This is a genomic window from Sphingobacterium thalpophilum, from assembly GCF_038396785.1.
Lineage (GTDB): Bacteria > Bacteroidota > Bacteroidia > Sphingobacteriales > Sphingobacteriaceae > Sphingobacterium > Sphingobacterium thalpophilum_A.
In genome coordinates, this window is the sequence record NZ_CP151087.1 from 5245857 (window position 1) to 5271571 (window position 25715).

A 25715-nucleotide genomic window follows, 5' to 3' on the forward strand; every position below is an offset into this window, starting at 1 on the left:
CTTAGAGGGTTTTGCTATCGCGCAGCATTTTAATGATATTATGCGCTTCAAGCTGTTTGCTGAGCTGTGTATTGATTAAGCTATGAACATTTTGCGAAAGTTCTTCCGATCCTTCAGCCAAAGCTGTTTGATAAGTTGATTTGAAGGCATCTTCTCCCTGCTCACAGGTTTCGAGCAGGCTTCTTTCGTCATCTCCCGTAATATTCACTTTTATCCCCATCCAGGCGCGGAAAAGCTTGCCGCTCAGCATGGTGCTATCCGTCGCCTCTTTGCCTTCAAGCTCAACATAAGGTGTCAACTCGGCAATAAATTCTTCCGATTGTCCGATAAATTTTTGAAATGTTGGTATAAGTTTATCTAAACCATGACTTGTCGCCAGATCAATAGCTTTTTTATAACCCTCGATGCGGTCGTTGTTGATCTTAATAATGTCATTGATGATCTCCGGATTGTTGATGTTGTTTTCCATAATATTGTTATTTGTTATCATTTTAAGACCGTTGCAAAAGTGTTTGGTTTTTATTTTATTGATATTCAAGTTTTTAATTTGTTTCTTGTTGATTTTCGTTATATTTAAGGTATGGAAAAGACAGAAAAAGTTAGCTTTGTTGATTACATGGTTCAAAGACGGAAAATCAAGCAGGAATTCTTCGATCAGATCAATACATTGGTAAATTGGCATCCGATTTCAAATATTATCAACAAGCATTACCACAAAGGGGAAAGCAAAATGGGACGCCCTAGTTATTCTGGTCTTGTCCTCTTCAAAATGACACTTCTACAGACCTGGTATGGTCTGAGTGACTACGAAGTAGAAGACCGTATAAACGACAGTATCTCCTTTAGTCGCTTTGTTGGCATCAGTTTGGACGATTCGGTTCCCGATCACAGTGTTATTAGCCGTTTTCGCAGCTCGCTGACAGAAAAGGGTGTTTATGAGAATCTATTCAAGGAGCTGAACAAGCAGTTGAATAAACATAAAATATTGGTAAAACGTGGAGCTATCGTTGATGCCAGTATTGTTGATTCTCCGCTAAAACCAAAAGGCAAAGTTATTTACGAGATCGAAAGTGACCGTAGTGAACATCCTCGCGAAGATTCTGAGCTGGATAAAGAGAATAGTGAACAGTTATTGATCCAACAAGAGAGCCCGGGTGTTGACCATGAAGCTCGTTGGATAAAGAAGGCTGGGAAAACACGTTATGGCTATAAAAAGCATTATGTCACCGATACAGAAGGCCTGGTTCTGGGCGTGGTAACCACTCCAGCAAATGTAAATGAAATTGCCAATCTTCAACAGGTAATATCTTCGGCTGACCTTCCAAAGGGCATCCATATCTATGCTGACAAGGGATATCGTTCCTCTAAAAATGAGGAATTGATCAAATCAGGAAAGCTAAAAAGCAGGATCTTGCATAAGGCAAAGAAAGGAACAGCGTTAACCGAAAGAGAGAAGTTAAGAAACAAACTGATCGGCAAGATCAGGTTCAAAGTTGAACGGACCTTCGGGAGCATCCGGCGATGGTTCAACTCAAGCTGTGCAAGGTATAAGGGGATCGCCAAAATGCATACACAAAATCTAATGGAAGCCATGGCGTACAATCTTTACAGATCACCTGGGATACTTGTGTCCAATGCAATAAAAAACACAAATTAAGCAGTTGAAAAGGCCTCAAAAAGAGGATTTTTCAAGAAAACGCAACTAGATTTCCGAATCCAAATCGAAAAAAACTGCAAAAAAAAGCAAAAATAACCGATCAGAAAATATCAACATTATTTTGCAACGGTCTTATTTTGTTTATTCGAAAAACAGCAGGCATTGCATGATCGTTTGCAGAATCCGAGATTCAGGTATTTAAATCGTGGCCCGTATTTATCCCGTTTTTTATTGTCCGGGAATAAATGGGCCTAAAACTTTCTGCAATTTACCCTTGTTCTTAGAACCGAATACTGTCCTTTAGGCAGCGCAACGAAAACTATGCAACAAAACATTCATGTAGCCATTATCGGGGGTGGACCCAGTGGCCTGTTTATGTACAAGAGATTGGTAGAAAAGAATATAGCCGGTCTCAAAGTATCTATTTTCGAGTCCCGCAAGCAATTGGGGGCAGGGATGCCTTATAGCTACGAAGGTGCTACACCTGAGCATCTAACTAATGTCTCGGATCATGAAATTCCCGCACTGGTCTCCACGATTGAGGATTATGTTCAATCCTTATCGGAAACCACGCTTCGAAGCTATGGAATCGATGTTGACGATTTTAATCGCTACAAAGTAGTGCCACGGTTGCTCCTTGGCCGCTACCTTTCGGAGCAGTTTATGTTATTGAAACGGATGGCGGATGAAAAGGGGATAGAAACACAGATTCATCTCGGCTGCCAGGTCAGCGATATTATTGATCTGGAAAGCCAGACGCAGGTTAAAATCATGGTCGGCAGCACCGATACCTATATCGTAGACAAGGTTATCATCTGTACCGGACATAAATGGCCAACCAGGTATGAGGGCAATGTAGAGCATTATTTTGAATCACCCTATCCGCCGTCAAAGCTCGCCTTAAAAACAGACCATGCAGTAGGCTTACGTGGCGCTTCGCTCACGGCAATCGATGCTATCCGCACAATAGCGCGTCATAATGGGTCTTTTGAGGCGCTGGAGACAGGTGAGTTAAGGTATCAGATCGACCCGGGAAGTGAAAATTTTAAGTTATTGATGCATACACGCAGTGGTCTACTGCCTGCGATCCGATTCCATCAGGAAGAACCTTTCCTAGCCAACAAGCTCTTGATCTCCGAAGAGGAGCTGATGCTTAACAGGCTAGAGAATGAGGGTTTCGTCTCGCTGGATTTTCTGTTTGAGCGCAATTTTAAAGCGCAGTTTAAGGAAAAGGATCCCGACTTTTATGCAATTGTGGAAAAACTCAGCCTGGAAGACTTTGTAGAAGCAGTACTCAGTTTAAGGGAACAGAAAGATGCCTTCGAGGGATTTCGCCAGGAGCACGAACAAGCGCTGAAATCTATCAGAAGGCGTCAGTCTATCTATTGGAAAGAAGTACTTTCTGCCTTGAGCTTTACCCTGAATTATCCGGCCAAATATATGTCTGCCGAAGATATGCTGCGTCTAAAAAAAGTACTGATGCCGTTGATTTCCATTGTCATCGCTTTTGTGCCGCAGAGTTCCAGTCGTGAGCTCCTCGCACTACACGATGCTGGTCGGCTGGAAGTGGTCAATGTGGGTACGGACAGTCGGGTTGAACCCGCGAGCGACCGCGGCGCTAACTATTTTTATACCGATGAATCTGGGATAGAAGTAAAAACCCATTATAAGACATTTGTGGATTGTGTAGGACAGCGACCGTTGGACTTTAAAGAATTTCCTTTCAAGAGTTTAGTCGACAATGGCAATGTCAGTCCAGCCTACTTACGGTTTCGCTCCGTGGAACAGGCCAAAGAACAAATGCTGGCAGGCAACGACCATATGTTTGTGGCTCCGGATGGCGCCATTTTTTTGCAGGTACCCGGGGTAAAGATAGACGACAGCTTCCGGCTGGTAGACCACAGCGGCAACACCAGTCAACGTCTTTTCATGATGGCTGTACCTTACATGGGCGGCTATAATCCGGATTATTCGGGCCTAGATTTTTGCGCCGCTACCTCCGCTATCATTGCCGGCAAGATTGCTGAAGGGGGATAAATACGTAAGTTTTTGTTAAAATACGGTAAGATGGTTGGGGCAGGGCGACACGGGATTTAATTTAAGCTCCCTATTGCTATATTTGGCGGCCATCTAGATCATCAGTTGGCATTGTCTTAACTCAATTGTTGAAAAGCATGCCTAAAACTATTTTAAGAAACCTGCAGATAGGTTTTGGAATATCGCTGTTGATTCTGTTAGCCAGTTCAACGGCTTCTTATATCAGTATTCGTAAGCAGATCCATAATAGCGCGATGGTCGATCACAGCCGGCGTGTCATGAGCCGCGTCAACAAAATTCTGCAGGATCTGCAGAATGCCGAAACTGGCCAGCGCGGCTTCCTGCTTACAGGTATAGACAAGTTTCTGGATCCTTACAAAACCGGCCTCCAGTCGCTGCCCCAATCGCTGAGTCGTGCGCACGATCTTACGTCCGACAATCCTGAACAGCAGCAGATAATCGATACGCTATCCACACTCGTGCAATCCCGACTGGCAAAGCTTGAAAACCTGGTCAATATCAAAAAGCGTGGTGGAATGGTCACCGTTTCGCAGCTTGAGGAGGGCAAGACTTATATGGACAGCTGCCGTTTGCTCATCAGCAAAATTATCGATCGTGAAGAACTTTTGCTCAATAAGCGTTCGGAAGAACTGAGCCGCTCTTCGGGCTATACCTCCATCTTTGTTTTGTTGGCCGCTGCTGTATCCTTATTGATTACCCTCTTCTTTTACTTCCGCCTGCGAGCGGATTTCTTTCAACGGGAGCAGCTGCAGAATGACCTGAAACGTAAAGATGAAGAGATCCAGCGGCGGCTGAGCATCACCCAGCGCATCGCAAGGGAGATAGCGGCCGGACATTATGATATGCAGATTCAGGATGGCGAACAGGACGATCTGGGCAGCCTGACGGGATCCCTCAATGAAATGGCGCGTTCGCTCAAAACATCTTTTGAAGAACTCAATAATAACAACTGGCATCAAGCTGGTCTAACCCAGTTGGGTAACCTGTTGATGGGTAATAAACAGCAGGAAGAGCTCACGGCTGTCACGCTGGGCCATCTGACAAAATATGGCAACTGTGTCAACGGCGCCATATACCTGATGGAACAAGATGAGCTTGTCTTAAGGGGATCCTATGGACTTGAAGATCCCGAACGTAAACGCTTCGCCCCAGGTGAGGGCATGGTCGGCCAGGTCTTTAAAGACAAGAAAGAAAAGTTATTCGAAAACCTCGAAGATACCGATTATGTCATCAGCTTTGCTGCTGGGAAGGTACTGGTGAACAACCTTTTTATACTGCCTGTTTTCGATGGTAACGAATGTATCGGTGTAATGGAGCTGGGCTCACTACAACCTTTTTCGAGCATTCAGCTGGCATTTTTTAGGGATGCGGTGCAAAAGGTGGGTACGACACTTGCGGCGGCCCAAGCCAGACTGGTGGTACAGAATTTATTGGAAGAAACCCAGGCACAGACCGAAGAATTGCAGGCACAGCATACCGAACTGGAATCGCTCAATTCGAGCCTCGAGATGCATACCCATAAGCTGCAGGCTTCGGAAGAGGAACTCCGCGTACAGCAGGAAGAATTGGTGCAGTCTAACCGTGAATTGGAAGAGCGCTCCAAATTGCTGGAGGATAAAAATTTGGAGATTGCCGAACGCAATCAGGAAATACAGAAAAAGGCGGCGGAGCTTGAACAGAGTACACGCTATAAGTCTGAATTTTTGGCCAATATGTCGCATGAACTGCGTACACCCCTCAATTCAATTCTGTTACTTTCACGCTTGATGGCCGAAAATTCGGATGGTAACCTGAATGAAGAACAGATGGAATCGGCAGCTGTGATCCAAAGTTCGGGAAAGAGCCTGCTGACCTTGATAGACGAGATTCTGGATCTTTCCAAAATAGAATCCGGAAAAATGGATCTGGATGTACAGCCTGTATTTTTTGCCGATATATTGAACGGGCTGACGGCGATGTTCGCACCAATCGCCGCCGACAAGCAACTTGGATTAGAAATGAGCGTTGCGGAGGGAATGCCGCTACAGCTCGAAACAGACAAGCAGCGCCTGGATCAGATTTTACGTAACCTATTGTCGAATGCCATCAAATTTACAGCTTCGGGTAAGGTTACTTTGCATATTGACCACGAACAGTCGCAGACAAACCGTATCGTATTTGCAGTGCGCGATACGGGAATCGGGATACCGAAAGACAAGCAGCATCTGATATTTGAAGCATTCCAACAAGCAGACGGTTCTACACGCCGCAAATTTGGCGGTACTGGACTGGGGCTCTCCATCAGTCGGGAACTGGCGCGTCTGCTCGGCGGCGAAATCTTGCTGGATAGCGAAGAAAACAAAGGCAGTGTATTCCGACTGATCCTTCCAGCGAAGACTTCGGATGCCACGCCAGCTGCTTTCGGCACGGTGCAATTGTTGCCGATAGAGCTAGACTTCGCTGAAGAAGCATCTACAGCTGGAGTGCAGACTTCGGAAACAGTGAACTTGCCTGCCAAAAAGACACTGGAGATACCTATCCCAGCCGATATTCCTGATGATCGCGATAGTATCGTCGCAGGCGACCGCTTCATTTTGATTGTTGAGGATGATATTGAATTCGCAAAGATTCTGCTGAAATATACGCGCCAGCAAAACTACAAGGGTATCGTGGTCGTCCGTGGTGATATCGCGGCTGAGATGGTGGCCCGTTATATGCCGCTAGCCGTTCTGCTGGATATTCAGCTTCCGCTCAAAGATGGCTGGCAGGTAATGGCTGAGATCAAGGAAAACCCCAAGACTCGACATATACCGGTGCATATTATGTCTTCTTTACAGGTTAAGAGAGAAAGTCTGCTGCAGGGCGCCATAGACTTTATCAATAAACCAATGGCATTGGAGCAGATGGGTGATATGTTCCGTAAAATAGAAGATGCCCTCACGCGGCATCCAAAAAAAGTACTTATTGTTGAAGAAAATCCCAAACATGCGGCAGCGCTGTCGCTCTTCCTCGGAAGTTTTGACATTGCCTCGGAGATCAAGAGCAACGTAGATGATAGCATTGTGGCGCTGAGCTCAGACACTGCCGACTGTGTGATACTTGATATGGGGGTTCCAGACCGGGTTGGTTACGAGACATTGGAAGCTGTAAAACGAAATCAGGGTCTTGAAAATTTGCCGATTATTGTTTTTACCGGTAAGAACCTTTCGCAGGTAGAGGAAATGAAATTAAAACGGTATGCGGATTCTATTATTGTAAAAACGGCGAATTCCTATCAGCGTATTTTGGACGAAGTGGGTTTATTTTTACATCTCGTAGAGGAAAATAGTGGTCCTTCTACCAAATCTCCGGGCAGACTTGGCTTTTTGCAGGATGTTCTGCAGGGTAAAAAGGTGCTTGTAGCGGACGACGATATCCGAAATATCTTCTCGCTCACCAAGGCGCTCGAAAAATATCAGATGACCGTGGTCCCGGCAACGGACGGAAAAGATGCGCTGAAACAGCTGGAAGATAATCCGGATGTAGCGGTGATCCTGATGGACATGATGATGCCCGAAATGGATGGTTACGAAACGATTGCTTCGATCCGGAAAGATCAGCGCTACGAAAACATGCCCATTATTGCTGTTACAGCCAAATCAATGATGGGCGATAGGGAAAAATGTATTGCCGCAGGAGCGTCTGATTATATATCCAAACCGGTGGATATTGATCAGCTTTTGTCCCTACTTCGCGTATGGATGTATGGATAATAGGTATATAAGGATGATGTATGGATCTATTATTAGTAAGGTGTTATATATAGACAATAGGGGGATACTAAAACTGCATGGATAAGAACAAAATCATATTGATTATCGACGATGATCAGAACAATATATTTGCATTGAAATTGGCCCTGAAGTCAAGAGGTTTTCAAGCGATAGGCTGCCTGTCTGCTGAAGAGGGACTTGCTCAGTTACGGGATCATGCCGGCATAGGCCTTGTCCTCATGGATATGATGATGCCCGAGATTGACGGTTATGAAGCCACTCAGCTGATTCGGAAAACAAAGAATGCCTGTGAATTGCCCATCATCGCTGTGACGGCACAAGCCATGACCGGCGACCGTGAAAAATGTCTGGCTGCAGGAGCAAATGGCTACATTTCGAAACCGATAGACATTGAACTTCTGGTGCAGCTAATAGGGGAAATAAAAGGATGATTACGGGAAAAAAAATTGTCAGCCAAGAGCAGGTGATGATGCTGATGGAGGATGTGGAGCGTCTTTATGGTTACGATTTTACCCATTATACGAAGGCCTCCTTATCGCGGCGAATCAACCAACTTTGTCTGCTGGATAATTTTGCGAGCTTTGCCGAACTGCGTTACCGTGTTGTCCACGATCCGGAATACCTGCAGCGATTTGTCGAAAAGATGACGGTCAATGTGACCGAAATGTTTCGTGACCCTAGTTTTTTTGCACATCTTCGCCAGGAAATCCTACCCAAATTGCGCACCTACGCCTTTATCCGTATATGGATAGCTGGCTGTGCAACAGGTGAAGAAGCGTATTCACTGGCCATTCTATTGCAGGAACATAATCTGCTGCACAAATCGCTGATCTACGGCACCGATATCAATCCCTCGGTGCTCGAGCAGGCAAAGAAGGCTGTTATCCCGATGGCAAATCTAAAATCCTATGTTGAAAATTATCAGCTTTCAGGTGGTAAAGCTGATTTTTCATCGTACTATACCGCGAATTATAACTGGGTGAAACTCAATCCCACCTTGCGGGAACGCATTGTATTTGCTTCGCACAATCTGGTGAATGATGCTTCTTTTAATGCTTTTCAGCTGATTCTATGTCGCAATGTGCTGATCTATTTTGACACAGAGCTGCAGGCCAGGGTATTATCGCTCTTTGATGAAAGCCTCGAGACATTTGGTTACCTTGCCTTAGGCAGTCAAGAGACGCTGCGCTTCTCTGCGCTGGCACCCAACTATGATCAGGTAGGAAACGAAAAAATATGGCGCAAGGTCAAGTAGAATGGACTACTTTTTTTTAACTGGATAGTATTAAAAAATTAACTTATTTAAAAAAATAAAGTATCTTAGTAGGATTGGAGGAAAAATGACTAAAATTCTTTTAGTTGATGACCATCGACTTGTAAGAAATGGGATACGCTTGATTATTGATACCCACGACAAGCTTTCGGTGGTAGGAGAAGTAGACAGTGCAGAGGATGCATTAATCTATCTTGAACAAAATGCATTGCCGGATCTGGTTTTAACGGACCTGAATATGCAGGGCATGGATGGTGTGAGTTTCATCCGAATGGCCAAAAAAATATATCCTGATCTTAGGTTTGCTGTGCTTTCCATGATTGAAGATCCGGTTGATGTAGCCGAAGCTTTTCGGAGTGGCGCAGACGGGTATCTATCTAAAGGTGGGGATTATGATGAAATCTTATTTGGATTGTTACGTTTATCGCATGGGCATAAATATCTGATGACCAATTTCGGTTTACGGTTTATGGAAGATTATAATGTTGAGAGCAGTGCTACGGTCGATGTAGGTTCGCGCCTGGCACAGTATGAGATTTCCGATAGGGAGTTTGCTGTGCTGGAACTGATTGCCCAGGGTTTCACTGCAATGGAGATTGCGGATAAAATTTTTCTAAGCAAACGAACCGTTGAAGGACATCGCCAGAACTTGATGGATAAGACAAAAAGTAAGAATACGGCAGATTTGATCCGTTTCGCTTTTCAGCAGAAGCTTTTGAGTTAGCGCAGGATTTTTCGAATGGCGAAGACCTTAGGAAAGGTATCAGGAAATATTTTGCTAAAGTGAGTTATTAAGAATCGGGCTTCCATCTAAATGGAAGCCCGATTTTTGGGCGTCTTACGATCTCTTTTGTTTCTAGCGTGAATGCTAGCGTAGATATAGCCCATGTTTAAGTCGACCGTTGCCTGGATTTTTTGCTACTTCAGCTTTTTCAATTTTACCGTTTTTGTTGATAGGGGTATTACATAGCGATTCATCGCATCTTTGGCTATTCCTTCCACATCATAATGGCTTTCTGGATTTACATTGAGCAGCATATTCGTGCTATATTGGTTCGCCTCCGTATTGAAGATCAGGGTGACGCTGCGGTCTTTTTGATCGTACTGTAATTCGGCAATTTCTCCGGCGTCGGTGGTCAGCCAAAGATTTTCTTTTGCCAGAAAGACACGCCCTTTGGAAGCTGTAGTCAGGGCAACCTTAACCAGCTGTTTTTCGGTTTTTAGATTACCACTGAAAGCCAGCCAGCCAAATTCGGGATGGTCGACAATATAGGTTCCCGAATTGACGGCATAGCCATAAAAACCGGTTCCATAATCGCCCGAGATACCGTCATTGGCCAGTGTGGACGGGTAAGAGTGGAATGCTCCCGGGCCAAAGCCGTCTTGGGTGACATTGGCCAATGCACCCATCATGCCGGCATGTCCGATACGGAGTAGGTAGAAGTCGTCCGGATGATCGCGGTAGGCAGTCAGGACGGGAATGGCATTGAGGGCCGAACCATAATGATGCAGCTGCCGCTCGATACGGGAGAGCTTGCCGCCATAGACAAAATCCCAGTAACGGCGCGCGCTGCCATTGTAACCCCAGTGCGGAACGGTTGGCATGTAGGCGATGATGGCATTTAGGGTGACTTGAGCCTTTTCATCGAAACCAAAAAAGCGTGACCAGAGGTATACCTCTTCCTGACCGGTAGAGTCCCAGGGCATCTCGCTTCCGAATGGATAATTGAGGGTTTTCCAATGCTCTGCTCGTTTGCGCATGGCAGCTTCAAGCTTATCGGCCATGGTGGTTAATCCTTCCTTTCGGAGGTCATTGAGGACGATAAGGAAAATACTGCCTTCCATTTGACCGAACTGCGCGTAATAAGGCGCTTTTTCGACCATGGCGATACTGGTCTGGTACGCCCGTTCGAGGTACTTGTCCCAAGTTTCCTCGTTGACCAGATTGTTGTAGTTGCGGGCAAGCCTGTACATCACCCAGTGTGCTGCCGCCACGTGTGGGTAATTGTAGGACCGCCCAATGTCGTCGGCTTCTTTTTTAGGCCAAGCAGCCCAGGTCTTCCAGTTGATGTCCGAGCGGTATGTTCCTGCGGGCATCGAGTCGGGTTCATAATAAAAGAGGCTTTTGACAACGCCATATTTCTTGTCGCCTTCTTTATGCTGGATATGGCCATATAGCGTCTCATTGACAAAACGTTTCAATTTGGCTATTTCCTGCTGATTGGGCTGTAGTACCTGTTTCATCAGGGCGGCAAGCCAGCTTGCGGCACCGGCTTCATCGCTTAGACCCGCAAACCAGGCACTCTTATTTTGGGTGATGGGCTGCTGTTCTTCATAGTCGTAGGATATAACAGATGGTGATCGGCCAAAAATATCTTTATCATTTTCATACCACTGCTTGGTAGTGAGGAAATGGCCCAGATCTTGGACGACTTCTTTTTCAGATTTGATCACTTTATAGTGTATCGTCTGTGTAATGCCATCCCGGTAGTTGATGGTAAGCCGCGCACGTCCCCAACGATTGCCCTTCACTTCGTATTCGGTCCAGTGCTGTGCTGTACTTCCTTTTTTTGTCAGGGTCAAAGCACCTTCAGGATAGACACTGACATTTTTGACCGCTTTGCTATGCTTAACAAAAAGTTTGGCGGGATTGTCCATGGGGACAACATATCCGGGAAGCCCAACAGCAACAGGCCTATTATTTTTCAGTAACTCCGATTCAATTTGTCGGATACTTGGTGCGAGAACGAATTTTAAGGCAAAGGTATTTGATTCCTGTGGCTTCAAGAGGGTAGAAGTCGGTGTATTCCATTGTTCTACGCCTTTCCAGTCAGTCTCAGCATGTGCCTTACTGTGGATCAGCCATTCATGAAATCCCTCAAAGGTAATACTTCGGGGGGTCGGGTCGGTATTGAGCGGATTGTAGGCTTCAAAGCCTGCATTTTTATAGGGCAATACCAATAGACTAGGTCCATTGCCATGTAGACGGTTGACCTGTAGATAACCCGCATCTTGGCCGATATAGGGATCGAAAAACACATTCTGTGCATGCGCCTGATCGAGATTTTTCCAGTCCATGTTGTTATTGAATGGAAGGGGGATGCCCAGCGCGCCAATTTCGATGGTATAATCAGTTGGATTTGAAATCTCAAAGCTAAGGATCAGGTCGCCATGGTCATCTTGCCAGTTGCGGATGACCTTTAAGGGGATGTTGTTGAGCGTAGGACTAATATCCGCGCTGGCCAGGTTGTTTTTTGTAGGACTTAGCGCCTTTACGTGCTTACGCGCTGTAGCCGATGAATAGGCGCTCCAGGAGCTATCGCCCTGACGACGCAAACTGATCGTGATATCACCGATATGAAAAAATTGATTACGGTCTCTTTTGCGCAGGAGTTCAACAGGTGTATAGTCAAAGTCTTTTTCGCTTCCGTTGGGACGAAAAGAAGATAGCGTCTGCGACGCATTGAGAATGGCTACATTGAGGTTTTTGAGGGTAAAGCTTTTGGCGCCCTCTTCTACGCCTAAGGTGGCTTGCTGCGCTTTGACTGCTTTCCATACGGGGTGTTCGTCCTGCTGGCTATATACGCTGCTTGGCAACTGTGTGCATACGAGCGCAAATAGGATCCAATAGCATTTTTTAAGATTCATTTTAGATATTTTAATACTCATTATAAGACAGCTAAGGTCAATGCTCTTACAAAGATGAAGGATTGTACCCTGTATTTATGGGTAGATTTTAACCTTCAATAGCCCATTTTTAACCAGTTAGCCATCAAAATTTGTAATGTGATGACTGAAGTTATAAATTTAATGTTAAATAGACATTTATCGTAGATTTTATTTGTTGTAAAATCTGTTAAATGGCAATATCGTTTCTTCTGTACCTGTAAACTCTTATGTACTTGTAAACCTTGTGTTATCATGAAACATCATTTTTCTTTCGCTATTTTGGCAGCAATGGTTATGTCGCTAACAGGGCTGGTGGCCCAGCCGTTGAAACCGTACCAACAGCCTAATGTATTGAATCCACTGCTGCCCGGATATTTTGCGGACCCGAGCATCAAGAAAATTGCCGATACGTATTATATCTATGCGACTACGGATGGGAACGGTTGGGGCGCAGGCCCTTCGCAGGTGTGGAGTTCCAGGGATCTGAAGAACTGGACCATTCAACCCATGAACTGGCCCAATACACATTGGTACTGGGCGCCTGATATGACGCAGGGATACGACGGACGATATTACCTCTATTATAGTCAGCCTGTAGAAATTTTTGGGGCAGTGGCCGACAGCCCAACGGGACCTTGGGAACCTTTGGTAGCCGAAGGCAAATCGATGATCCCTAATTATATGATTCCAGGTGTAATCACCCTGGACGGGCAAACCTTTCGGGATGATGATGGCCGCATTTATCTATTTTGGGGGACCTGGGGAATCTACCCCGATCATGGATGTGGGGTGGGGATACTCAACAGGGATATGAAAACCTTCGACAAGACAGCATTGATCCCCAATACGGTGGCAAAGGACTTTTTTGAGGCTCCTTATATGTTTAAGCGTAAGGGCATCTATTACCTGATGTACTCCTCGGGGCATTGCGAAGATGGTACGTATCGTGTTCAGTACGTTAAAAGTAAAACCGGTCCCATGGGGCCTTTTGAATACCCGTCGATCAATCCAATATTGATTACAAACGAGGATGGCAGTATACACGGTCCGGGACATCATAGTATTCTTGAACAGGATAATCGTTATTTCATTGTCTATCACAGGCACAACAATCCACACGCTGGGGGTGGCTTCCATCGTCAGGTTGCCATGGACGAGCTATTCTTTACGGCTGACGGCGATATTGAGCCGGTGCGGCCCACACATGTTGGTGTACCGGATTTGTTTCCAGCAGTAGCAGAGCCAGTCGATTTGGCTTTTGGTAAAACCGTGACGGCCTCTTCCTGGTACAATACCGACTTTAGGCCTTCTTTTTTAGTAGACAACAACAATGGAACGCTATGGCGGGCCAAAAATAATCAGGGACCAGCCTGGGTAGCTATCGACTTAGGTAAAACAATGGATATACAGACCATATCTATTCAGTTTGAATACCCGACGTATGCCTATCGATACCGACTCGAAACCTCTATGGATGGTATCGTCTGGGAAAATTTTGTGGATCGCTCGGATAACGACCGCTGGGCGAGTCCTATTGTAGAACATGGCAAAGCTAGGACGAGATATGTTAGGCTAAATGTATTGAACAGCCAATTGAATGGACTTCCTCGTGGCGTTTGGAACATGAAGGTGTATGCACAAAAGCTTCCACAACAGACGCTATGGTCTGCAGCACAAAAGATGCCTGTGCAGGAAGTCGCAGTGGGTAATTTGATCCATATCGATGCGGCCAATTACCAGGAAGGACAATACGTAAAAAGTATTCAGAATAAAGGGCTACTCGGGGGCATGTTCAGCACGGAACAGGCCCTGGCTGTTAAAAATTATCAGGGTAAAAAGGCATTCTTCTTTGATGGTGTAACTGCGCTGCGATCGACATTCGCCGTGCCGCAGTCGTTGGCTGCAAATGGCTCCTATAGTATAGGACTATGGGTCAATAATCCGGACATAGACCGATTTGAACAGCTGGTTGCCTGGTCGTCGGGGCAGCAGGATCTCAGTAAAGCGATTTTTGGTTATGGTACTGATGCCGGACGTGGGGCCATCACGCATGGCTCCTGGCCTGATTTGGGATATGCATCGGTTCCGGACTCAAATGTGTGGCATCATATTGTATTTTCTTTTGACGGCTATCAGGAGTCTGTTTATGTGGATGGAAAGCTGCAGCGCAGGGAAAATAGGATGCTGTTTGTCAAGCCCGGGGATGTTTTTGTCCTGGGAGCTTCGGATGTACTGGACCAGCATTTTTCGGGCTATGTATCCAGTTTGCAGGTATATAATACGAGCTTGGATGAGGTGGAAGTGGTTAGGTTGGCCAATGAAGTGCCTAAATCGAATTTCTTTGCGCTGCAAACTGACGATTTAAACCTCGGAAAGCTCAGTACCTTGCGGAACCATGGAACAGCAAAGGATACTTTAGTGACGGTTGACGATGCGGTGGTCACGGTAGCGGGAAATAGACTGGCACTGAAAGGTAAAGCTTTTGAAAGTGCGGCGCTAAGGGAGATTCTTCAGCAGCAGCGGTATACGCTTTATCTTGATTGGTATGACGATGGTTCCTGGCAGCATGCTGTGCTTGTCAATGATAAAGGAAAGAAGAGCTTTTATCGCAATGGGAAGATTGAAAAGCGCGTGTTTTCTGACAAGCTGCTGCGGGTAAGTAAGAATACCCTCGAACTGGCTTATCTATTTCATTTCTTTCGCGCCTATGCTGGTACCTTAACATCGGATGAAGTAGACGCAAAGTTCAGTCAGTGGAAAGCGGGCCTGGCAAAGGGACTGGACGGGTATGTTCCGCAGGTGCTTTCTCCGCCGCACCTGATCAATGCCGATCAGGTATTTGCACAGGTAGAGAAAAAGCCAGGAATGTGGTATTTATTCCGTTCTGATGGTGAGAGCTCAGGCTGGAAGCAGCAGTCTTACCACCTTTTTAAATCATCCGGACCCGGAAAATCTATCGAAGTTCTTGCGAAGGATGCCTTTGGCCATGTCAGTGAGCCGGTAGTGGAAGCGATTTCGGCGCAAAAGCCGCAATTGGTGCAGCCAGCACAGGATGAAAGCTATTCAGCCAAGGATCAGAAAATTCCTTTCTGGGATGGTTATCAATACAGTGAAAGAATCGATAGCACACAGACAGCGCTTTCCTACCTGGCTGGAACCTGGAAAATCCAGTCCAAAAATACCAAATGGGGCGATGCAGATCTTCTAGCCCCGTTTGTTTTTAAAGAGCTGGAGGGCGATTTCACGCTAGAGGTTAAGGTAAGTGATGTGGTAGGCCTGGGCCGTAAAGTACGTACATCAAGTGAAGCTGGTGTCATGATTCAAAGCATGGATCGTAAGGATGCCTACATCAGCAATTGTATTTTGACGGGATGGAACCTGGGCAACCTTTCGCGGAGCATCGGTCCACAGATTTTTCAGGAAGAGAATACAGGAACGGGCCTTAATTTTTCGCCTTACCTTCAGGTCCAAAAGGTCGGTAGTTATTTCTTTTTGCGTTGCTCGATAGATGGGGTGGATTGGAAAGATCTGCCTGGAACACCGTTTCTACGTCCCGATCTGAACGGCAAAAGACTGCGCGTCGGCCTTTATCAGATTGCTGGTAACAACCAGCTGGGTTATGGTGAATTTGAAAGACTTCGTATCTGGAAATAAAAACAGTGAGTAGATGAAAAACGGTAAGAAGGATCACTTGGAGTCATTTGGCGTTAAAGTGCTGATTAATGAGTCAGCCTCCGCCTTTCCGACAAGCCTGGTGGATGATATGGTCTGCAATTTATAGCGGATATCCAACACTTTCGCTTGTATATTATAGCGAGTCATCACTTTCAGCACTTTGGTATATTGCCTCTTTTCGGCATCGTACCCGAAAGCGAAAAGATCCAGTTCTTCCTTGATGTTGCAGCCTTTAAAATAAACATTTTTCCAACGATGTCCTAAATTGCCGATGGGATTATACCAAATGATGGAAGAATCGAGGTTCCTTCTGCCCCAGCTATCGGGAATGGGATATAGGCCCAGTTTCTTACGCTGTTCATTGTAATGAACGCCATATTTTTCGGTGATACAGGTTTTGCTGAAATACGACCGGATGGAAGGATAAATGGGCAATAGAATAGCAATAAAAGATAGTACGACAAATAGATTCCGAAAAGTGGTCTTCTTCATAAGTGGTCTTTTGATGTTGCTAGGCTCGTATATTGTGCACCCTTATTGCATCTGTCTACAATGGTTTTCTTGTTTTCATTTTAAATATATTAAAAAATATGGAGTGAGGCGCTTCTAAAGTAAAATTAGGGCGATCAAAAACATTATGAAAAGGTTATTGTTGTAAAAAATAAGGTATAACCTCAGGTAATGAAAATAATTATTCTAACGCTTAGATCCTTTCTCTTTTTGTCCGTATTGCTGTTGACAGCCTGTTCGACCTTGATCAACAATGTTCAGGTAAATACGTTGACAACAAATTACTGCGCGCCAAATGTGGCCTATAGATCAATTCCAATACAGGAAATCACTGCCTCGGACAGTATTCAGTTAAGGAAAATCTTTTCTTACCATGATTTTGTGCTGATCAGATATCTCAATCTGGCAGAACCTATCATCCAGTATTTGGGGACTGCGAATAATGCTACGCTGAAATTGGCGGCCAAGCAAAAGATGATTGAAAGGTACATGCTGTTTGAGACAGAGCTGAATGCCATCGCAGCAGAGTTGGATTGTAATGGTGAGCGTATCGATAAGCTCGCAGGTTATATAGACGAACTGAATGCGAAAACGCAGACCCGTCTGACTGTGGCTTCTATACTACTGGGAGCCGTTACAGCCGTGACTGCAACCACGGTCAAAAATGATGGTCTCAACAATGGGTTGAGTATTGCTGGCGGGGTCGGCACCGCCGTATTGGGGTTTATGACACTAAACCCCAAAGGTAAAAGGATCAAGATGCAGCTGCAGCGAAATATGCTTGAAAGTATTTGGTATCAAAATAATAAGCACCAGATCTACCCAAGCTCAGTTTGGGGAATTCTGTCCGAGAAAAAATTTAGTAACGCTGAAAATTTTTCTTTGATTGAAACAATGCGGCAGCGCTGGCTGCAATATGGTTTGGATGATGAATCGGATAGTCCCCGGCAGCAGCTTTATTTTAAGGATGGTGGAACTTTTTCAGCCGAGGAACTACATGATCTAGCCAATATGCACAATGAATTGCAGGCGACCATTCGTTCCATTCAGCAAGATATGCGAAGTTTAATACTGGCCATTCATACACTGGAATGAGGTTAAGTCGTTTCATTACTGAAATGACTAGTCACATATCTAATTTTGGTTCTATTGGGCGTTGATCTTTAGATATTTTTCAATTGCTTGCCCGATACTGTTGGCCTCGATAAATTCAACTAATTCCTGTACCAGGTTAGAAAATTCAGGATAGTCCGCGAATGAGAGCTCCCAGATATCCTTATCGGACAGTAAGTCGTGAGTGGACTTTAAACCATTGATATACTGGCTCAGCTTGGGTTGGAGGTCGTCCTGAATAACAAGCCTTCCACTGGCGGCTTCACGAATGACCAGCAGATAAGCCGCAACACCAATGGCTAGACCCACTGGTGGTTTGCCCTGAAAAGAATACCATGGGGCGATCAGCGGAAACACACGCATTTTCATCTTGGTGGTATACTGTAAAGCAATAGCATGCCAGCGGTGGGCAAGAAAGGGATTTTTAAAACGGTCGATCACCGCCCTGCCAAACTGTTCCCATGCTGCTTGCTCAATATGGGCATAATGCTGTAGTGTGGGGCCGATTTCGTTGAAAAGAATATGGCGGATATACCGTTCAAACGCAGGAACCTGAAAAAAGTCATTGGGTAGTTTATCACCCAATTCGAGAAAGGTCAAGTCAGTCCGGATACTTGGATATGCCGATAACATCGTTTATACGCAGCTTGATGCCGCGCTGCAGGTGACTTTACCGGATGATTTTATCCAGAATAACATTGCTACGGTTTTGGAAATCGCTTAGACTCGTTCCTTCGCCGTAGTGTCATTGTTGGAAAAACTATGGATTTAAGTCACCTGCAAATGGCAATTTTAAAGCAATGGAAGTTTATTTTTTTTGAAGAATTTTAAGCATGCTTGCCGCATAATTTTTACCCAGCTGCCGGTATCCGGCAGGACTGAAGTGTAGTCCATCGCCGATACCCTGGCAACCCGCAGAAGAAATGATATGGGCAGTTGGGATAGTAGCGGGCAATGTTTGGATGATACTGTTCATAATTGCGCATTTACCCCCTGCTTCGGCCGATAGGAGTTCACCAGCAAGTAGGGGTACATCTTCGGCGTTCAGGTGCAAATCGTGCAAGAGGCTTTCATAGACTTTTTTTACTTTATTGGGCCATTCGCGATCGCCGGTATTGGATTCCCCCTGATGAAGTAAAATACCTTTGATAATACCTTTCTGCTGTGCCATCTTGGCCAGGACGACGAGCCTTTCATAAGGATTATTGTCATAAGCTGCAAGCATGGATTTCATCCATTCGGGTGCCTTTGCGACATAGCTTGCCGTGCTATCTTGATCAAATAATTGAATATGGCAACCACCTACCGAAACGTTGATGACTCCGATCTCGATATTTTTGGGAAGCTTTTCTACAAGCGTTCTGCCAAAATAATCTGCAGGTGTAAGGCCTGTGTGGCAACGCGTGAGTGGTGCCCGGGCAGGATACCACTTACCGTACTGCCGTCCCAATTCGGGGCAATCTACTGCCGCTAGCACATGAAACCGGCTGTTGGTGATGGTGTCCTGAGGTTCGAATTGTCCATGTCCCTCCATATTGGATTGTCCTAAACAAAGGTAGATATGGAAGTTCTTGTCTTGGGCAAAAGCTGTTGTTCCGGTAAAACAACATACCAAGAAGATCAGTAGCAGCATTTTAAATTGTGTTTGTCGCATCGTGAAGCTTTTTATGTTTTTAAAATTAACCTATTTCGCGGTAAGTATGGCTTACCGCGAATAGATAGTGTTTAGTTCATGGCAATAAATTTGAACTTAAATAATTGACAGGAGGTACCATAGTAATCCCAAAGCTGAAGATTGGAATTGCCGTCCATGGTACAGTTGGGTACATCCCAACCGCGTGTAGCATCTACCTTTGAGGTAATTTTGTAATAGCCATTGGCTACAGCAGTTACCTTCCAGGCCTGAGCATCATTGCTATAGTTCTGCCAAAGCCGGATGGCAGTTCCAAGCGCATTGCTATTACTCGTCAGATCAATGCAGCGATTGCTTGCACTTGCTTTTGAAACAAAGCGCCAGTATCCGTTACCGGCATCTATAGCGACCCAGCGCTGTGCATTTGCGCCATTTCTGGTCCACGGTCTGAGCACTGCACCGTTGGCATCTTCACCTGATTTTAAATCAAGTACCTTGTTGGCATCGGTCTGGAATTCGATTTCGTAAATGCCATTATTGACCAGACTAGTAACTGTACAGTTAGACATGGGGTAATTGGAGGCAGCATACTGCTGAAACCACTGTTTAGCGGGAGCAGCACAGGCTTCCCAATCATTGTTAAAAGCTGTCCCGGCGTTGGGATCCCCTTTGTGGAGCAGATCGTCGGGGGCGAGAAGGTTCCAGCTTACATTGCCGGACTGATCCACAATATATTTTAAATTTGCACCAAAACCGTTTCCGCCAGCGGTACCGGTTGATCCCGTACCAAATGTGCCATATCCCTGTGGAGCCCAGTCTGTCTCTGTAATGGCAATGGGTGCAATGTCTGCAATAGGTTTAACATTGGTATTCCAGGCATTTTGAAAAGCTTGATAGGTATTGACACCACCCCAATACCCAGGGTAGATATGTACTGCATAGCCAATGTTGCCACCCGTAATAGGATTATTGACATAGCCTTGATAATGGGACTGCCAGCCAGTTCCTGGTATCCAGCATACATTGTTGGCACCGTTATTACGGATGATATTGACCAAGGGCTGAAAGAAATTTTTCAACGCAGCAAAATGCTCGTTGCCGGTCGTCCCCCAGTTGCCATTTGTTCCCAGAATCTCAACGGGTTCGTTAGCCAATTCAAACATCACATTGTCAGCATTCTTTAGTGATGGGTGCTGCGATAGGAAAGTCCATACGGTCTTAAGATAAGTATGATAGGCATCATTGACTGCGATACGGTGTGGACATACGCCAGGAGGACGCAAGATCACATACATGCCCCGGTTACGGGCATGGTTGATTAAAGGAATAATGACCTGATCAGTATAGGTAACCAAGCGATTATAGTTAAATCTTGAGATGTCGTCTTCAGGAATAGGAGCGCCCGGATCATTGGTCCAATACGGATCGATGTGCAGACGGATATAATTGAGATACCAACCGTCGGCCGCGCTGCTGAGTTTGTCAATGACTGCTTTATTGTAATTGAGCGCACCCTGAACATTGTAATTATCCCAGGTGCAGTAACCGGAGTTGGCACCATACTGGCAGCCATTGAACCAAGGGCTGGGTGTAATGGCCACTCCATGCAGGACAATATTGTTGTCACAGGGATCTTTGAGGTACTTCCCGCCTACATGTAAGGTTGGTGTCGTTCGTGGCCAACCTGTAACGGCTTGGGCGGAAACATTGGATTTAAGACTTCTTTCGGATTCGCTGGTCAAGGTTTTTTCTTCCAGCCGCGAGCAGCTGGAAAGAAAAACTAAGAAAAAGACCAGAAGTAACCACATTTTGTTTGTTCTCATAATTTAAATATAAAAGGGTGATTAATGATCTTATTTTTTAGCTAACAATGCCTCAGCAACCGCCTGATAGGCTGGCTTTCGAACGAATCCTTCGGTCCATAAACCGATGGGTTCCCCACGTCTCCAGAATGAATTCTCTTGGTCCGGACTGTCCAGTGGGCTCCATATGGTAATACCATATTGCTTATCCTTGGGAATGATCTCAAGATATTTTTGAACGACAAATTTGTACATGTCGGCCTGCTGCTGATACATTTCAGTCGTTGCATTGCTAGTCTTTATGCCATTTCCCAAACCAATATCGAGCTCAGACACTTTGATCAGCTTGCCGGTGGCGGCCAATAGGTTAAACATACTGACGATATTGTCTTTGCTTGTGTTGATGTCGATGTGCATCTGGGTACCGATTCCATCCACTTTGGCCCCTTTGCTTTCGACGTAGCTGACATAGGCGATCAGCCCTTTACATTTGTTGTCACTGCCTTCCAAGCCATAGTCATTGATGAATAGGAGATCATTGGCATTACCATATTTGCGGGCAAACTGGAAGGCTTTTACGGCATAATCTTTACCCAAGTAATCCTGCCAGTAGAATTCATCATCCGCCAGATCGGTTTTGCCCACTCCCGTCTTTAGGGCATATTGGTCGGGCCAGTCGGACATCGGTTCGTTGACTACGTCCCAAGCCTTGATGTAGCCTTTGGTTTTCTCAAGCATGCCGGCAATAAATGTCTCCAGTGCTTTCGCGAGAATGGCTTCTTTCTCGGCAGGGGTTTTCTCGATCGTGCTGCCCCCAGGGCTCCCATAACCTTCGCCATTGGCGGACTGCGCTCGGGAGGAATTGTTTCCCCAGCCAAACCAGCCATCAATATTGCTTTCAAAATCACTGTTGGCAATGAGGCTTGCCGAACTGCCTGTTTTTGTCAGCACAACCTTGTCGATGAAGATGGTACCATCGTATTGACCAAAATTGATGATAAAACGGTTACGCGCGGCAGTTGCGGTCACTTTGAGTTCGTATTCTTTGTAGCTTGTTGTTAATGCCAATGAACCCATATTGTCGCCCGTATAATTGGAGGTGCTCTGCAGATCGATACCAATGTTGCCCGCTTTGCTGCCCCGGGCTACAATCTTCAATACATATTCTTTCCCTATTTCCGTGGGGTTAATGTCTGTGGCTGTCTGTGCTTCCCAGGCATTGACAACAGTGGGATTGCTCATTTTTAATGCATGTCCCGCTAGAGCTGGTCCTCCAGAACCTGGTATTACCACAGGAGCGATTAACTTATTCAGGTAGGCGGCATTCTGTCCCGAATGCCAGCACAGCGTGTGGCCATACAGTGCCATGTTGTTTTCCTGCGCAGCTGTGATCAGCTGTTCTACACGAGATAGATTCAGGCTTCCGTCGGCTTGCACAATGGAACCATGCTTCATTTCATAGCCCATCACCATTTCTTCGAAATTGCGGTTAGCCAAGCGGTAGAGTACTCCTTTGTTAAAATAATCGTTCATATTGAGCGCAACACCCAGCTTAAGTCCGGGGTTGCCTTGCTTATCCAGATAACTTTTTAATGGATTGTAAGCATTGATATCTTCCTGCGTCAGTACTTTCTCCGGTTTATCGACGGCGTAATCCAGTGGCTGATATTTGGAACAGGAACTCCAGGCGGTGCCGAGCGAAAGTAGGATGACGATAGTTTTATTGATTTTTTTCATCGTTGTTCGTTATAGAATTGATACTACTTTTTGATGGGTGTAAATGTTTCCATTTTTACAGATCTGTCCCGCATCACGAGGGTATCCTTGCTGGTGACACTCATTTGTGTCATATCGATCGTGTAGGAAAGATAAAGTGCATCTCTGTCTGCATTGCCCCAGCTGTTTTTTTCGCCCCGTTTGACAAACTTACCGGTTCCTGTAGCGGAGATGCCAGCACTTGCCGAGCTAATGCTACAATTGTTGTCGTCATCAAAAGTTAAGTTCAGATTGACATTGATATTGACATCATCAGCTCCTTTAAAAGAAAGAGGCAAGATCGATTTCTTTAGCGCTGCTGTCGTGACGCTTTTGACTTCGTCTTTTTCTACATAAGCCTGATGTCTGACGATATTTTTTGTCAAGCTGTTATTGGCACCTTTGCCGACAATTTGGTCGGTACCCCGACGCAGGTAATTGCCGTGCCAGGGATTGATATATTTGAGTGCATAAAAGGTAAAATCTTTTGGTGCGACATCCCAATCGGATACAATAGCCCTATTGGCAGCCTGCAACGAGGTTTTACCGGAGAGGATGGAATCGGCGTTAACCACTTTTGTCATCCTTAGAGGAAGTACGTAATAGGTTTCCAAGGATTTTGGGTCGGCAAAAAATGCGTCAGTCAGCTGTACTTCAACACCACCTGTGAGACTACCACTTGGGATATTGATCTGATTGCTAGCAAGCTGATAGTAATTGTTGGGTAATGCGGTAACTGTCTGCCCGTTTGGATAGCTAAGGCCATTCGTAAGGCTGTTGTCGACAACAAAATCGATACGGATGTCTTTTCCATTGTTGTATACTCCTCCAGTGGTTGCCATGACTTTCACCTTATGCTGGTTGTCGAGACTGTTGTCAAAAATGTCTTCGCCTAGGGTTACCGTTCTGACTGGTGTCTGATAGGCGAAGTATACCGATTGAAATTCGAAATCTGGGAACTCCCAGTCGTTATTTTTGCAAGACGCCAGGCTTACCAAAGCCATGGCGTAAAGAAGATTGATCTTTTTCATTATGCGTGTATTAATGTTAATTCCATCCCGTATTCTGTACAAGATTGCTGTATTTGAGTACTTCACTGTACGGGATCGGACCGTAGTACATAAAGTTTTCATAAAGTCTATTCTCTACCGGAATCTCGGTATAGCTGTTGTTGCTTATACTGATTCCTTTTGCAGCAACGTTGATATCCAACTTCCAGCGACGCAGGTCCCAAAACCGAAACCCTTCAAAACAAAGTTCTAGTCTCCGCTCATTGCGGATCAGCTGCCGCATTTGCTCTTTGTTGTTTTTTACCTGTTCTAGGTAAGGATCGCCATTGTTGGCTCCTACACCCGCCCGTCTGCGAATAGCCTTGATGATGTCGTAGGCCGAGAAGGTAAAAGTACCCATGCCAGTAGGCCCCCAGGCCTCATTTGCGGCTTCGGCATAGGCCAGATACATTTCTGTCATCCGTATACGTGTATTGAAATGCATTTGTTGTGTAGAAGATGAAGGGTTGAGGTTTACATCTTGGCGCAGCAGCTTTTTCAGGTAATAGCCCGTCCGAGTAGATGTCTCGACCTTATTTAACCCATCGTTTGTTGGACTATTGGCAGCGGTATTGATAGCCGTGTTGCTTACGCCTGCCGTGGCACCATTGACAATAATGTAAGTCTTCAATCGGGGATCCCGCTTGTCGTACGGATTGGTTTTATTGTAAGCCGAATTGGCATCGTCAATGGGATAGCCATTTTCCATGGGAAAGGCATCGACCAGATTCTGTGTAGGATTGAGACGTCCTCTGCCAAACAATGTTGGCGGAAAATGGTCCTGTTCCATGCTGTTGCTATTTCCTTTGTCGGTGCGCCAAAGTATTTCGGCCGGATTGGATCCGGAGGTTAAGCCATCGACCACATCTTTATTGTACCAGGTGAATCCTTTCGGATCGATACCACTTGGTCCGCCTTTGGCCTGGATGACCTGCCCCGCATAGGTGGCGGCTTGCTCCCAGGTTGTTTTGCTGCCCTCGCTGTATGCCGGACTTGCCGCCATTAACGCTGCTCGGGCACGAATTGCCTGCGCGATGCGCTTGGTCATGCGGAGTTTGAAATAGGCTCCAAATACACGGTTGTAGTCGTCTTTATTGATTGTGCCTGCGTATTTGACCGGAACTTGACTGTCTGCACTGATGTCTTCATAATCCATAGGCAACAGGTCTTCTGCATTTTTGATGTCATCGTAAAGTTGCTGCATGCAGGCTTCGAACGGTGCACGACTGTGGTTAAAATCCGAATTGACATCTTCGGGAGTCAGCAGGATAGGCACACCAAGTATCTCACCGGTACTCGACTTTCCGGCATGGGATTGCAACAGGTGAAACATAAATAGTGCCCGGAGACCATAAGCTTCACCTTTCATGCGATCGTTAAACATCGTACTGACCTTGGGATCCAAGGCCCATTCTACTTTATCACTTAGGGATAAAAAATTGTTGAGGTACTGTATGGCTGCATAGCTATTGCGCCATTGGTCGAAAGGATTGTTGATGCTTGTCCATTGTCCGGTTGCTGTTTTAAGGTAAGTATTGCTTTTATCGTTGCTCACAGCATTGTCTGTGGCGACATCATCAAAGCTATAGCTATTAGCCGGAACCCGGTTGTATCCATTTAAAAGTAGCCCTTGTGCGTAAAGGGGGCGACTATTGGCTGTTTCAATTTCAAGATTATTTTCAAGAGCCGGCTCAAACATATCTTCACAGGAAGAAAATAGTAAGCTGCTTAGGATGGCTATGGTTAGTATTCTTTTCATCATTCTCGTC

Annotated in this window: 17 protein-coding genes; 8 read left to right on the plus strand and 9 right to left on the minus strand. The window is 45.6% G+C overall.

Going from position 1 to position 25715, the window contains the following annotated elements:
• Position 1: 1 nt before the first annotated feature.
• Complete coding sequence (locus AACH28_RS23210; protein WP_075994905.1) at positions 2 to 469, minus strand: PA2169 family four-helix-bundle protein; 468 nt, start codon at positions 467 to 469, stop codon at positions 2 to 4.
• Between the two features lie 165 nt (positions 470 to 634).
• Between AACH28_RS23210 and AACH28_RS23215 the strand changes: the two genes are divergently transcribed.
• The 6 genes from AACH28_RS23215 to AACH28_RS23240 all read left to right on the plus strand — a co-directional run bounded on the left by AACH28_RS23215 (position 635) and on the right by AACH28_RS23240 (position 9464).
• The gene (locus AACH28_RS23215) at positions 635 to 1657 is read left to right on the plus strand and encodes an IS5 family transposase (RefSeq protein ID WP_157698597.1); all 1023 of its coding nucleotides are present in this window, start codon (positions 635 to 637) and stop codon (positions 1655 to 1657) included.
• A gap of 321 nt (positions 1658 to 1978) precedes the next feature.
• Positions 1979 to 3694: an FAD/NAD(P)-binding protein gene (locus AACH28_RS23220; RefSeq protein ID WP_341831652.1), complete on the plus strand. Its 1716-nt coding sequence runs from the start codon at positions 1979 to 1981 to the stop codon at positions 3692 to 3694.
• A 137-nt stretch (positions 3695 to 3831) separates the two neighbouring features.
• Entirely contained in the window at positions 3832 to 7446 is a 3615-nt protein-coding gene (locus tag AACH28_RS23225) for a response regulator (RefSeq protein WP_341831653.1), read from the plus strand.
• A 77-nt stretch (positions 7447 to 7523) separates the two neighbouring features.
• The gene (locus AACH28_RS23230; protein ID WP_159333172.1) at positions 7524 to 7898 is read left to right on the plus strand and encodes a response regulator; all 375 of its coding nucleotides are present in this window, start codon (positions 7524 to 7526) and stop codon (positions 7896 to 7898) included.
• Positions 7895 to 8722: a protein-glutamate O-methyltransferase CheR gene (locus AACH28_RS23235; RefSeq protein ID WP_159333171.1), complete on the plus strand. Its 828-nt coding sequence runs from the start codon at positions 7895 to 7897 to the stop codon at positions 8720 to 8722. Before AACH28_RS23230 ends, AACH28_RS23235 begins: the two co-directional genes overlap by 4 nt.
• Positions 8723 to 8807: 85 nt before the next feature.
• Positions 8808 to 9464, plus strand: coding sequence for a response regulator transcription factor (locus tag AACH28_RS23240; protein WP_341831654.1), 657 nt, complete (start codon positions 8808 to 8810; stop codon positions 9462 to 9464).
• A gap of 194 nt (positions 9465 to 9658) precedes the next feature.
• Here AACH28_RS23240 and AACH28_RS23245 read toward each other — a convergent pair whose 3' ends face one another.
• Entirely contained in the window at positions 9659 to 12388 is a 2730-nt protein-coding gene (locus AACH28_RS23245) for a DUF5695 domain-containing protein (RefSeq protein ID WP_341831655.1), read from the minus strand.
• A gap of 273 nt (positions 12389 to 12661) precedes the next feature.
• On the opposite strand from AACH28_RS23245, the gene AACH28_RS23250 reads away from it, so the two are divergent.
• A complete protein-coding gene (locus AACH28_RS23250; RefSeq protein ID WP_341831656.1) occupies positions 12662 to 16063 on the plus strand; it encodes a family 43 glycosylhydrolase in 3402 nt (1133 codons plus the stop codon).
• A 33-nt stretch (positions 16064 to 16096) separates the two neighbouring features.
• Here the strand turns inward: AACH28_RS23250 and AACH28_RS23255 are convergent, their stop codons facing one another.
• A complete protein-coding gene (locus AACH28_RS23255) occupies positions 16097 to 16576 on the minus strand; it encodes a hypothetical protein (RefSeq protein ID WP_286771094.1) in 480 nt (159 codons plus the stop codon).
• 189 nt (positions 16577 to 16765) lie between these two features.
• On the opposite strand from AACH28_RS23255, the gene AACH28_RS23260 reads away from it, so the two are divergent.
• Positions 16766 to 17689, plus strand: a complete 924-nt coding sequence (locus AACH28_RS23260) for a hypothetical protein (protein WP_341831657.1) — start codon at positions 16766 to 16768, stop codon at positions 17687 to 17689.
• Positions 17690 to 17740: 51 nt separating this feature from the next.
• Here the strand turns inward: AACH28_RS23260 and AACH28_RS23265 are convergent, their stop codons facing one another.
• From AACH28_RS23265 to AACH28_RS23290, 6 genes are all read right to left on the minus strand, one after another.
• Positions 17741 to 18340 carry a hypothetical protein gene (locus AACH28_RS23265; protein ID WP_341831658.1) on the minus strand — a complete coding sequence of 200 codons (600 nt, stop codon included), beginning with the start codon at positions 18338 to 18340 and terminating at the stop codon, positions 17741 to 17743.
• Between the two features lie 175 nt (positions 18341 to 18515).
• Entirely contained in the window at positions 18516 to 19361 is an 846-nt protein-coding gene (locus AACH28_RS23270; protein WP_341831659.1) for a sialate O-acetylesterase, read from the minus strand.
• Positions 19362 to 19432: 71 nt separating this feature from the next.
• Positions 19433 to 21163 (minus strand): RICIN domain-containing protein, encoded by a 1731-nt coding sequence (locus AACH28_RS23275; protein ID WP_341831660.1) that lies wholly within the window; start codon positions 21161 to 21163, stop codon positions 19433 to 19435.
• A 30-nt stretch (positions 21164 to 21193) separates the two neighbouring features.
• Positions 21194 to 22879, minus strand: a complete 1686-nt coding sequence (locus tag AACH28_RS23280; protein WP_075993566.1) for an endo-1,4-beta-xylanase — start codon at positions 22877 to 22879, stop codon at positions 21194 to 21196.
• A gap of 23 nt (positions 22880 to 22902) precedes the next feature.
• Entirely contained in the window at positions 22903 to 23928 is a 1026-nt protein-coding gene (locus tag AACH28_RS23285; RefSeq protein ID WP_145327914.1) for a DUF5627 domain-containing protein, read from the minus strand.
• A 16-nt stretch (positions 23929 to 23944) separates the two neighbouring features.
• Positions 23945 to 25708 (minus strand): RagB/SusD family nutrient uptake outer membrane protein, encoded by a 1764-nt coding sequence (locus tag AACH28_RS23290; RefSeq protein ID WP_232475574.1) that lies wholly within the window; start codon positions 25706 to 25708, stop codon positions 23945 to 23947.
• Between the last annotated feature and the right edge of the window lie 7 nt (positions 25709 to 25715).